We start from the raw sequence: 12,759 nt of genomic DNA on the forward strand, positions 1-12,759 counted from the left end.
AGGCTGGCGTGCTCGACCACGACGCCCTTGGGCCGCCCGGTCGATCCCGAGGTGTAGATGAGGTAGGCACCCGAGCACGGATCGATGACCGGCAGCGCGGCGTCGGAGGCCTCGCCCAGCATTGAAGGCGTCACCACGACCGCCGGCGCCGCGTCCTCCAGCAGATAGTCGATGCGCTCGCGCGGGTAGTCCACGTCGATCGGCAGGTAGACGCCGCCCGACTTCAGCGCGGCCAGCCACGCCACCACAGCGTCCTCGGTGCGGGGCAACAGCACCGCCACGACCTTCTCCGGGCCGGCGCCGCGAGACACCAGCACGCGAGCCAGTCGTTCCACTCGCGCTTGCAATTCGGCGTACGTCAAGGAAGCAGAACCGAAACGCAGCGCGACGGCACCGGGGGTTTGGCGCACGGTGGCGTCGAACTCGTCGAGCAGCGAGGTCGGCGGGATGTCGAGCGTCGTCGCGGCCTGCCGTCCGCTGACCGGCAGCGCCGCCATCGTGGTCTGTGGCGCGGCCGTGAAGGCGTCGAGCAGCGCCCGGAATCGATTCAGCAGGCGTTCGGCGGCGGTCGTGTCGTAGATGTCGGGCCTGTGTTCCAGGCGCAGGCGGAGACGGCTGTGCGGCACGACGACCAGGCTCAGCGGGTAGTGCGTGGCGTCGACCGGGATGCCGCCGCCGATCCGGAGGTCGCCCACGTCCGGCACGGCCGTGCCCGTCGGGTAGCTCTCGAAGACGGTCAGCGTGTCGAATAGATCGCCGAGCCCGGCCCGCCGCTGGATCTCGGCCAGGCTCGCGTGCTGGTGGTCCAGGAGTGCGGCCTGCTCGGCCTGCACCCGGCGCAGCAGCTCGGGCCAGCTCTCCTCCGGCCGCAGCCGCACGCGCACCGGCACGGTGTTGATGAACAGGCCGACCATGTCCTCGACACCCGGCAGCGCGGCCGGCCGCCCGGAGACGGTGGCGCCGAAGACGACGTCCGTACGCCCGGTGACCTCGGCCAGCAGCAGCGCCCAGGCGCCCTGCACGACGGTGTTGAGCGTCAGCCCGTGCGCCCGGGCCGCCGCGGAGAGAGAAGCCGTCTCGGTCTCGTCCAGGACGATTTCGGCAACCTCGGGCAGGGTGGCGATGGCCGGCGCGCCGGGGGCGACCAGGGTGGGCTCTTCCAGGCCCAGCAACGCGTCCTGCCAGGCGGCCCGGGTGATGGCCGGGTCCTGCCGGGCCAGCCAGGCCAGGTAGTCGCGGTAGGGGCGCGGCGATTCCGTGGCGGTGCCCGCGTAGAAAGCGAACAGGTCGCGCATCGCGAGGGGACCCGACCAGCCGTCCATGAGCAGGTGGTGCTGGGTGAGGATCAGCCGGTGATCGTTCTTGCCGGCCCGGGCCAGCACGAACCGCAGCAGCGGCGGCGCGGCCAGGTCGAAGCGCCGCGCCCGTTCGTGGCGCAGCAGCGCGTCGAGGTCGCCCGCGTCGACCACCTCGAACGGCACCTCGACCGCACCGGGGACGACCTGCACGGGCCGGCCGTCCTCGGTGCGGTCGAAGGCCCCGCGCAGGTTCGGATAGCGGTCGAGCAACCTCGCCGCCGCGTCCCGCAGACGGTCGGCGTCGACCGGCCCGCTGAGCGTGAAGACCTGCTGGACGGTGTAGACGTCGGTCTCGTCGTCGAGCCCGGCGAGGTAGTAGAGCCCCTCTTGCAGCGGCGACAGCGGCAGCACGTCGACCGCGCCGGGCCACCGCTCGGCGAGCTCCTTGGCGCCGATTCCGGTGAGGAGCACGTCGGCCGGAGTGAGCGCCCCGGCCCCCGGTTCGGAGGCCGCCGCCCGCACCGCGACGAGCGCGGCCAGCCAATCGTCGGCCAGCCGCCGTGCGTCCTGCTCATCGACGGCCCCGCCGGGATAGTCGAACGAGGCCCGCAGAACCGGCCCGTCCGGCGTGTCCACGGCCACCACGTTGACCGCGACGCGATGCCGCACCGGCATGCCCGGCTCGGCCACCGCGTGAGCGGCGGGAAGCTCGGGCGCGGGTGCCCAGTCGGCCGTCTCCGCGCTCCCGAAGCGCCCGAGGTAGTTGAAGAGCACCTCGGGCTCGTTCGCCGGCTGGAAGGCGCCGAGGTAGCGGAGCAGGCCGTAGCCGACGCCGCCGTCCGGGACGGCGCGCAGGCGCTCCTTGACGCCCCGCACGACGGCGGCCGGTCCCCCGGTCGCGGCCGGGAGCCGGACGGGGTATTCGCTGGTGAACCAGCCGACCGTGCGGACCAGGTCGGCGCCGGGGACGACCTGCTCCTCGCGGCCGTGGCCCTCCAGGCCGATCAGGGGCTCGGCGCTCGTGCCGGTGCGCCGGGAAAGAGCGAGGGCGAGGCCGGCCAGCAGCACCTCCTGAACTCCGGCCCGGAACGTCTCCGGGACCGTGGTCAGCAACGGCGTGGTGATGGACGCGTCAACCGTGACGGTGACCTGCCGCAGACTTCCCGCGTTGTCGCGGACCGGGTCCAGCGGCCGCCCGCCGAGGCGGGTCACGGGCCCGCTGAGGGTGGCCCGCCACAGGTCCACCTCCGCCGCGCGGGCGGCGACCGCGGCGTTGAGGCCGGCCGCCCAGGCCCGGAACGGGGTGCCCGACGCGGCAACCCGCTCACCGCGGGCCGCGGCGGCCAGGTCTTCGGCGAGGATGCGCCACGAGACGCCGTCCACGACAAGGTGATGCGCGACGAGCAGCAGCCGTCCCGCCTCGTCCCCCCGGTCGAACCAGACGGCCTGCACCATCACACCGCCCGCCGGATCCAACCGGTCAGCGGCCCTCTCCCGCTCGACCGCGACAAGCCCGGCCAGATCCCGCCCTCGCGCGTCCACGACCCGGACGCTCACCTCGAGCGGCCCCTGCGGGACCTCGAGCGCCCAACGACCCACGCCGCGCACGAGGCGGGCGCGCAGCAAGTCGTGTGGCGCCAGAGCCGTGCGCACCACGCCGGCGACGTCCACACCGCCGGGCGTTCGGACGAGCAGCGCCTGCGAGTAGCGGTCCACCGGCGCGTTCAGCTCGCGCAGCCAGGCGATGATCGGGGTCTCGGGGACGGTTCCGGCACCGGACTCCGCGACCGATACCGTCTCCACCGCCTCGGCGACGCGGGCCAGCTCGGCGACGCTCTGGTGCTCGAACACCTGGCGCGGCGCGATCCTCAGACCCGCCGCCCGGGCCCGGGACACGAGCTGGATGGAGAGAATGCTGTCCCCGCCGAGCGCGAAGAACCCGTCGTGCCGGCCGACCGCCCCGGCCCCCAAACCCAGAAGCCGTTCGACGATGGCGGCCAGCGCGCTCTCCACCGGTCCCGTGGGCGGCTCGGACGAGCTTTCCACGGTCACCTCGGGCAGCGCCTGCTTGTCCACCTTGCCGCTCGCCGTGACAGGCAGCGCATCGAGCAGCACGACCACCGGCACGAGCGGCCCCGGAAGCGTCGCGGCGGCATGGTCGCGCAGTTCCTCGGCGACGACCGGGCCCCGGGTGACGGCATACGCGACCAGGTGACCGCCTCGCGGGACCACGGCTACCTGAGCGACGGCGGGATGCCCGGCCAGGACGGCCTCGACCTCGGCCGGCTCGACGCGGAAGCCGCGGATCTGGACCTGGTCGTCGGTGCGTCCCAGGAACTCCAGCGCGCCGGTGGCGGTGCGCCGGACCAGGTCGCCAGTGCGGTAGAGGCGGCTGCCGGGCGCGCCAAAAGGATCTGCCACGAAGCGCGCGGCGGTCAGCGCGGAACGGCCCAGATAGCCACGGGCCAGGCCGTCGCCGCCCAGGTAGAGCTCGCCGGGGACGCCGGGCGGCACCGGGCGCAGGCGGGCGTCGAGCACGTGGGCGGTGCGGTTGAGGTCGGGGCGGCCGATGAGCACGGGGCCGTCCGCCGCCTCCCACGTGGTGGCGGTGACGGTGGCCTCGGTCGGGCCGTAGGCGTTGATGAGCTTGCGACCGGCCCGCCAGCGGCGCACCTCGTCGGCCGGCGTGGCCTCGCCGCCGACGGTCAGTGTCACTCCGGGCGGGAGGGCGCCGGTGGGCAGCGCGGCCAGCAGCGCCGGCGGCAGGTCGGCGTGGGTCAGGCGGCGCTCGGTGATGAATTCGCCCAGGGCGGCGCCGAGCCGGGCCTGTTCGGGGACGACGACGAGCGTGCCGCCGGACAGGATCGAGGCGGCCAGTTCGCTGAAGGCCACGTCCACGGTCGGCGACACGAACTGGGCGGCACGGGTCCCCGGCCCCGTACCGAAGACCGTCCGCACCGACTCGACCAGAGCGGCCAGGCCCGCGTGCGGGACGACCACACCCTTCGGGCGGCCGGTCGATCCCGAGGTGTGGATGATGTACGCCGCCGTGGCCGGATCGACGATCACATCGGGGTCGGAGTCATCGTCGGACACACCGGTGACGGAGTCGACGGTGAGAACCGGTGCGGCGTCGGCGAGCTGGTGGGCGATGCGATCGGCTGGGTGGTGCACGTCGAGCGGCAGATAGGTGGCGCCGGTCTTCGTGACGGCGAGCAGGGCCACCAGCAGGTCGGCCGAGCGGGGCAGGCGCACGGCCACCACCCGCTCCGGGCCGGCGCCGCCGGCGATCAGCCGGTGGGCCAGCCGGTTGGCGCGGGCGTTCAGCTCGCGATAGGTCAGCGTGCGGTCGTCGTCCTCCACGGCCACGGCGTCCGGCCGTTCGGTCACCTGCGCCGCGAAGAGCTGGGCGAGGGTGCGGGGGGCGACCTCCCGGCGTACACCCTGCCAATCGGACGTGACCGCCTGGCGCTCCCCCTCGGTCAGCAGATCGATGTCGGCGATCGGCCGGCCCGGCGCGGCCGTGACCGCCGCCAGCAGCCGGGTGAACCGCGACGCCAGCGCCACCACCGTTTCCCGGTCGAACAGGTCGGCCCGGTATTCCAGGGTGCCCACGAGACCCTCGGGCCGTTCGGCGACGTCGAAGGTGAGGTCGAACTTGGCCGTGCCGGTGTCCACGAGCCGCGGCGACACGGTCAGGCCCGGAAAGCCGGCCACCTCGGGCAGCGCCGCCTGGTACGACACCATCACCTGGAAGAGCGGGTGGTGGGCCAGGGACCGCGCCGGGTTGAGCTCCTCCACGAGCCGGTCGAAGGGCAGATCCTGATGGGCCAGCGCGGCCAGATCGGTCTCCCGGACCCGCTGGAGCAGATCGGCGAACGAGGGATCGCCGCTCACGTCCGTACGGAGAACGACGGTGTTGACGAAGAATCCGACGAGCCGTTCGAGCGCGTCGTCGCCTCGGCCCGCGACCGGCGTGCCGAGCGGGATGTCGTCCCCCGCGCCCATCCGGTGGAGCAGCGCGGCCACCGCGGCCTGCACCGTCATGAAGAGCGTGACGCCGTGGCGCCGGGCCAGCTCGCGCACGGACGGGTCGATCGGGAAGGTGACCGTGCCGCCGGCCTCGCCCGCGCGGGGCGGACGGGGCCGGTCGGTGGGCAGGCGCAGCGATTCGGGTGCGCCCGCCAGCGCCATACGCCAGTAGTCCACCTGGCGGGAGAGGTCGAGCCCGTTGTGCCAGGCGGCGTAGTCCGCGTACCGGACCGGCAGCGGCGCCCACGCGGGCGCCTCGCCGACGAGCCGGGCCGCGTAGGCGGTGGCCAGGTCGTCGAGCAGCGGCGTGAGCGACCACTCGTCGCCGGCGATGTGATGCACGACGAGCAGAAGGGTGTTTTCGACGACATAGGCCCGGATCGGGGTCTCGGCGGCGATGTCGAAGGGCTCGCGGACGGCCTCGGCGATCGACGTCCCCGTCCGCAGCTCGACCGCGGCGTCCCAGAGGACCGGGTGCGGCTCGCCGTCGCGATCGGCGAAGACGGTGCGCAGCGGCTCGTGCCGGTCGACCAGGTCGTTCAGGGCGGCCCGCAGCGCCTCGATGTCAAGGGCGCCAACGAAATCAAGGGCCAGGGGCAGGTTGTACGTCGGGTTGGGGCCGTCCAGGCGGGACAGGAACCAGAGGCGGCGCTGGGCCGACGACATCTCGGTGCCGGTGCCGCGGGCGATGGTGGTCGCCGGGCGGGCGGTGTCGACGCGCGCGGCCAGGGCGGCCACCGTCGGAGCGTCGAACACGTCGCGCAGCGACAGGTCGGCGCCGAACAGGGTGCGGATCCGGGCCGCGACCCGCGCCGCGAGCAGCGAGTGGCCGCCGAGCGCGAAGAAGTCGTCGCGGCGGCCGACCGCGGCCACCCCGAGCGCCTCCGCGAAGACACCGGCGAGCAGTTCCTCCTGCGGAGTGCGCAGCGCGTCCTCGGCGCCGGCCCCGGCCAGGTCGGGTTCGGGCAGGGCGTTGCGGTCGAGCTTGCCGTTCGGCGTCGTGGGCAGCTCGTCCAGCGCCACGAAGGCGGCCGGCACCATGTAGTCCGGCAGCGACGAGGCGAGCAGCCCGCGCAGATCGGCGGGCGAGGCGCTGCCGACGAAGTACGCGACGAGGCGCCGGTCCCCCGGCCGGTCCTCGCGGATCAGCGCGACGGCCCGCCGCACGCCGCCGGCGGCGGCGAGCGCGGCCTCGATCTCACCGAGCTCGATCCGGAAGCCGCGCAGCTTCACCTGGTGGTCCACGCGCCCGAGCACGTCGAAGTCACCGTCGGGCCGCCGCTGGGCGAGATCGCCGGTGCGGTACATGCGCTGGCCCGGCACGAACGGATCGGCCACGAAGCGCGAAGCCGTGAGGGAGGGCCGGTTGAGGTAGCCGAGGGCCACGCCCTCACCGGCGAGGTAGAGCTCGCCCGGGAAGCCGTCCGGAACGGGCCGCAGGGCCGCGTCCAGCACGTAGGCGCGGGTGTTCCAGACAGGACGGCCGACGGTGACCGTGTCCGTCTCGACCGGGGAGGCGGTCGACCAGATCGTCGTCTCGGTGGGACCGTAGAGGTTGGTGACCGAGGCCGCCGTCTCGCGCAGGGCGGTCGCCAGATCGGGCGGGAGGGCCTCGCCGCCGACGAGCACACGCAACCCGGTCACGGCCGAGGTTCCACCCGGCACGTCGGTCAGCGCCCGCCACAGCGTCGGCGTCGCCTGCACGACCGTCGCGCCGGTCGAGGCGACCAGTTCGGCCAGGACGACCGGGTCCTGAACCGACTCCTTGGCCGCGATGACGACCGCCGCCCCGCTCAGCAGCGGCAGGTAGAGCTCCAGCGCGGAAATGTCGAAGCTGACCGTCGTGACGGCCAGGAGCCGGTCCTGTTCCGTCAGCGGGATCAGCGACCGCATCGACAGCAGGAAGTTGACGAGGTTGCGCCGGGTGACGACCACGCCCTTGGGCCGGCCGGTCGAGCCCGAGGTGTAGAGGACGTAGGCCGCATCCTCGCTGACGGAGCCGGGCGCTTCGAACGCGGAGATGCCGTCGCCGTCGATCAGCAGGGCCGGGGCGCTGTCGGTCAGCATCCACGCGAGCCGCTCCTGCGGGAAGGACGGGTCGAGCGGCAGATAGGCGGCTCCGGTCCGCTGCACCGCGAGCAGGGCGACGAGCAGCTCGGCCGTGCGCGGCAGGCGGATCGCGACGATCCGGCCCGGTGCGGCCCCTCGCAAGGCCAGGCGGGCCGCGAGCTCCTCGACCCGCGCATTCAATTCGGCGTAGGTCAGCGCCGGGCCGCCCGGCGTTGTCACGGCCACGGCCGACGGCGTACGGGCAATTTGCTCACGCCAAAGGGAATCGAAGCCCTCGGACGGCAGCGCGTGAACGGTGTCGTCGATCGACGGCGCGTCCACCAGCCCGATGCGGCCGGTGGGAGTGGCCGGATCCGTTGCCGCGAGCATGGTGAGCAGCGCCGTGAAGCGCTCCGCGTGCGCCTCCAGCGATTCCGGCGAATAGCGGGCCGGGTTCCCGTCGAAGACGACCTCGAGGACGTCGCCGCCCCGGTCGTCCACGGTGATCGACAGGTCGTCGACCGGCCCGGCCGCGATGTAGCGCGGCGTGCCCCGCATCCCCGCGAAGCTCAGCGAGGCGCCGAACGGCTTGATGTTCACCCACGGCCCGACGAGCCGACGCTCGCCGCCGACCAGACCCAGGTCGCGGCGAATGTCCTCACCGCGGTAGCGCTGATGCGGCCGGATCGCCTTCACCTCGTCGCCGACCCGGCGCACGAGGTCGCCGATGCTCTGGGCGGGGCTGACCGGGATCCGCAGCGGCACAACGTTGACCGCGGTGACCGGCACGCGGGCCGCGACCGAGCCGAGCCGGCCCATCATCGGCAGTCCCAGCACGACCTCGTCGCTGCCGGTCAGCCGGTGCACGTACAGGGCGGTGGCGGCCAGGATCGCCTCGACCCTCGTCGCCCCCAGCGCGTCGAGCCCAGCCGCCGCCGGAACCACGACGCGGTGGCGCAGAAAGGCGGGACCCGGCCGGGCCGGACCTGACGCCAGATCGGGAACCTCGACGCCGGCGAGCCGCTCACGCCAGAACTCGCGATCCTTGTCATATCCGGGCGACGCACGGTAGGCGACGTCCTCGGCCACCACGTCGGCGAGCGAACCGAACGGATTGTGTGAAGGCTCCTCGCCCTTGGCCAGCGCGGAATACACGGCAGCCACCCGCTGCGCCACCAACGCCGACGTGTAGGCGTCCATGACGATGTGGTGGCAACGCTGGTACCACGTCCAGCGCCCGGCCCCGCGCCGGATCAGCGCCTCCGCGAAGACGGGACCCTCCGCCAAGTCGATGGGGGTGGCGAGGTCGGCCTGCACCCACCGGTCGGCTTCGGCATCGCTCAGGTCGAGCACCTGAAGCCGCCACTGCGGGTCGGCCACGATCTCCTGGCGCGGCTCCTCCGCCGTACCCACGAATCGGGCGCGCAGCGCCTCGGCCTCGCCCAGCACCCACCGCAAGGCCCGCTCGAAGCGCGAGGGGTCGATGTCGCCGTCGATGTCGACGGCGGCGGCCGTGGTGAAGGCCGGCCCGGGGTCGAGGTGCTGTGCGTACCAGACACCCGCCTGGGCGGCGGAGAGTTCGAGTCGATCGGGCACGGTCGGGGCTCCTTGTGGTGCTGAGCGCAGGGCGGAGCCCGCCGCGCCGGTGACAGATCGGCGCGGCGGTCCGCGAAACAGGGCGACGGTTAGACGGCGTCGAGGTCGATCAGGCTCTTCGGGCGCAGATCGGTCCAGTTCTTCTCGACGTAGTCGAGGCAGGCGGCCCGGCTGTCCTCGCCGAACACGACCCGCCAGCCGGCCGGAACCTCGGCGAACACCGGCCAGAGCGAGTGCTGGTTCTCGTCGTTCACCAGCACGAGGTAGCGGCCGTCCTCGTCCTCGAAGGGATTCGTCGTCACTTGGCCTCCTCCGTCCACGACAGACCGTCCGGGCTGGGCACGAGGCCCGCTTCGAGCAGGGGAGCCTCGAACGCGTCCGCGCCGCGCACACCGCGGACCTGGATGTTGTTCATCTCGGTCATCACCTCGCGCACCACCGGGGTGCCGAACAGGTGGTGCATGCGCTCGCCGGACTCGGTCTGCATGCTGCCGGTGCGCTCGACCGCGTCGGCCAGCCCGGCCGACGACTTCTGGAACTCCTCGACCAGCGCGCCGGCGTTGGTGAAGGCCTGCTCGCCGGAGTGCACGCCGCCGACCAGCGTCGCGAACGCCTCGAGGTCGGTCGCCTCGAGGTTGGTGACCTTACGGGCCTTCCAGAAGTACGAGTCCTCGTTGCTCTGCATGTCGTAGAAGGCCGACAGGAACTCGTAGAACACCCGGTACTCGCGGCGGTAGCGGCCCTCGAACTCCTCGAAGGCGCGGTCCTCGCTGATGTCGCCGGCCAGCACGCTGTTGATGGACCGGGCGGCGAGCAGGCCCGCGTAGGTCGACAGGTGCACGCCGGTGGAGAAGACCGGGTCGATGAAGCAGGCCGCGTCGCCGACCAGCACCATGCCGGGCCGGTGGAACGAGCTGTTGGTGTACGAGTAGTCCTTGCGGGTGCGGATCTCGCCGTACGTGCCCTCGGTGACCCGAGTCGCGCCGGACAGGAAGCCCTTGACGATCTCGCAGCGGTCGATGAAGCCGCGCAGCGACTGCTCCTGGTCGCCCTGCAGCTTGGCCGCGTGCTCGCGCGAGATGACGGCGCCGACGCTGGTGAGCGTGTCGGACAGCGGGATGTACCAGATCCAGCCCTCGTCGAAGGCGGCGCACAGGATGTTGCCGGAGTCGGGGGCGGGCAGGCGCTGGCCGCCCTCGAAGTAGCCGAAGATGGCGATGTTCTTGAAGAAGTCGGAGTAGATCCGCTCGCCCCGCACGTTCTGATGGATCCGGCTGCGGTTGCCGGAGGCATCGACCACAAAGGACGCCCGGATCTCGTGCGGCACGCCTTCGCTGTCGGTGTACCGGATGCCGCGTACCCGCTCGTCGTCGGCGATGACCTCGGTCACCTGGCTCTCCTCGCGCACGTCGACGCCCTTGGCGGCGGCGTTGCGCAGCAGGATGTCGTCGAACTTCATGCGCTCGACCTGATAGGCGTACGAGGTCGGGCCGGACAGCTCGGGGGCGACCGCGAACAGGAAGTTCCACGGCACGGGGTTGGTGCCCCACCGGAAGCTGCCGCCGCGCTTGACCGTGAACGCGGCCTTCTCCAGCTCCTCGGTGACGCCCAGCAGTCGGCCGATGCCGTGCACTGTGGACGGCAGCAGCGACTCGCCGATCTGGTAGCGGGGGAATTTCTCCTTCTCCAGCAGCACCACGCGGTGGCCGCGCTGGGCGAGCAGGGTGGAGACGGTCGATCCGCCGGGGCCACCGCCCACCACGACGACGTCGACGTTCTCGGCAAGCGTGCTCATCGCTGCGCCTCCACCAGGTTGTACCAGGCCTTCACGGTGGGCTCCTGCGCCAGATCGAGGTATCCGGCGGCGAAGCCGGCCTCACGCCACCGCGTCGCCAGGCTCATGAGCCGGATCGAGTCGAGGCCGCGGTCGATGAGGTTGTCGTCGTCGGCGAACGTGCCGGGCTCCTCGGCGAGCACCTCGGCGACGTCGCTGCGCAGACGTTCGAGGCTCAGGGATGCGGTCATCAGCGCTCTTCCTTCGGTGGTTTGTTAGGTAAGGCTTACCTGATCATTTCGCGTGAGTAAAGGATTCATCTCCCTCTTTCTGCTGATAAGTCGCAGATGTGCAGCGCAGCCCGCTTGTGTCCAAGATCTCGAACACCCATCAACTGAAAACCCGCGCCGGCGAACATGCGCCGGGCCATCGCGTGCCGTTCGTCAGGATCGGCCAGGACCCTTCGCGTACGAGGATCCTTCTCGTTGAGCCCCTTGGTGATCGCGCGCACCATCTCGCGCCCGAGCCCGCGCCCGGTTCGTGTCCTGTCGCCGATGGCCAGGTGGATTCCGAGGTCGTACGGGTCGGCGTCGTACACCTGCCCGACGACGTCCCGCGGAGTCCGGTAGATCTCGACGTACGCGAGCGGCTCACCCTCGTACTCAATGATGTAGGGCCTGGAGAAGTGGCCTTTGAGTTGCTCGGCGATGGCGCCGGCCCAGCGCTCGGGCGACCATGCCTGCTCCCAGAAGAGGTCGACGTGCGGCTCGTTCATCCAGCGGCTGACGAGCCCGGGATCCGTGCCCTCCGGGGAGAGCAGGCGATGCGACCAGGGCGGCGCCAGGACGGGCGCCGGAGGTGGCCCCGCCGCGACCACGGCCGCGGCGAGACCGGCCGTCACCTCACGGGTGGACACTCAGGAAGCCGCCTTGGCCGCGGTGGCGATCGTCGGCAGGACGTCGGTGATGATGTACTGCACCGACAGCGGCGTCGGGGTGCGCAGCGAGCTGAACTGCGGGCCGGTCAGGGCGATGTACGACTTGCGCTTGACCGACTCGAGGTTCTTGAAGAGCGTGTTGCCCTCGAGAGTGGGCTGCAGCGACGGCTCGGCGTAGTAGATGAGCGTGGTGTCGGCGTCGAGCACGCCGACCTTCTCCAGGCTGAGCTGCACGGCGAAGTCCTCGCCCTTGAGCGCGGCCACCGCCGGGGCCAGCTTCATGCCGAAGTCGTTGAGCATCTTGACGCCGGCGTCCTTGTCGGAGCGCAGCACGCCGATCGAGCCGGCCTCCCACATCTGGCTGAGCGAGAACTCCTTGCCCGCCAGCTCCGGGTGATCGGTCTTCGCCTTGGCGATCTTGCCCTCGACCTCGGTGATGATCGGGGCGGCCTTGGCGTCCTGGCCGATCGCCTTGGCCACCTGCTGGAGCGTGGTCTGCCACGGGTCCTCGAAGGCGCCGGTGGTCTCGTAGGCGGTGGTCGGCGCGAGCTTGCTGAGCTTGGCGTACTCGTCGTCGATGTAGTAGTCGCCGCCGGCCAGGATCAGGTCGGGCGCCAGCGCCGCGATCTTCTCCACGTCGAAGCCGGTGTCGCCGGCCGTGAGCACGGTGGGCTTGGAGGTGAGCAGGGGCTTGGCCCACTCGGTGATGCCGTCGGGCCCGGACGACTCGGCCACGCCGACCGGCTGCACGCCGAGCATGAGCAGCGCGTCGAGGTCGGCATCGGACAGCGCGACGATCCGCTGTGGAGCCGCCTTGATCTCGGCCGTGCCCAGCTTGTGGGTCAGCGAGACCGGAAAGCTGGCGGCGGCCGCCGTCGACGCGCCCGGCGCCGCGGCGTCGTCAGCGTCACTGCCTCCACACCCGCTGAGCAGGGCAAGCCCGGCGGTGGCGGCGATTCCCGCCGCGAAGACACGTCTGGCTATGGACATTTCGGACCTCACGTTCGCAAGTTAGGTTTGCCTAAGCTAAGCGACGTCGGTTCGTGGGGGCAAGGCAGGGTCGGAGTTTTGGT

General features: G+C 72.0%; 6 protein-coding genes. All 6 read right to left on the reverse strand.

The features are described from left to right. On the reverse strand, nucleotides 1-8,975 hold an 8,975-nt coding region (locus CRP55_RS50310), incomplete at its 3' end, for a non-ribosomal peptide synthetase (protein WP_179855709.1). A gap of 89 nt (nucleotides 8,976-9,064) precedes the next feature. After that, nucleotides 9,065-9,277 carry an MbtH family protein gene (locus tag CRP55_RS53770; RefSeq protein ID WP_097329232.1) on the reverse strand — a complete coding sequence of 71 codons (213 nt, stop codon included), beginning with the start codon at nucleotides 9,275-9,277 and terminating at the stop codon, nucleotides 9,065-9,067. Continuing rightward, nucleotides 9,274-10,770: a tryptophan 7-halogenase gene (locus CRP55_RS50320; protein ID WP_097329233.1), complete on the reverse strand. Its 1,497-nt coding sequence runs from the start codon at nucleotides 10,768-10,770 to the stop codon at nucleotides 9,274-9,276. The genes CRP55_RS53770 and CRP55_RS50320 overlap by 4 nt, the downstream gene beginning before the upstream one ends. Beyond that, on the reverse strand, nucleotides 10,767-11,000 hold the full coding sequence (locus CRP55_RS50325; protein ID WP_097329234.1) for a phosphopantetheine-binding protein: 234 nt from the start codon (nucleotides 10,998-11,000) through the stop codon (nucleotides 10,767-10,769). Before CRP55_RS50325 ends, CRP55_RS50320 begins: the two co-directional genes overlap by 4 nt. 65 nt (nucleotides 11,001-11,065) lie before the next feature. Beyond that, nucleotides 11,066-11,665 carry a GNAT family N-acetyltransferase gene (locus tag CRP55_RS53775; protein WP_245924011.1) on the reverse strand — a complete coding sequence of 200 codons (600 nt, stop codon included), beginning with the start codon at nucleotides 11,663-11,665 and terminating at the stop codon, nucleotides 11,066-11,068. After that, entirely contained in the window at nucleotides 11,666-12,688 is a 1,023-nt protein-coding gene (locus tag CRP55_RS55510) for an ABC transporter substrate-binding protein (protein WP_245924012.1), read from the reverse strand. It lies immediately after the preceding gene. Nucleotides 12,689-12,759: the final 71 nt, after the last annotated feature.

This window comes from Paractinoplanes atraurantiacus, from assembly GCF_900215205.1.
Lineage (GTDB): Bacteria > Actinomycetota > Actinomycetes > Mycobacteriales > Micromonosporaceae > Actinoplanes > Actinoplanes atraurantiacus.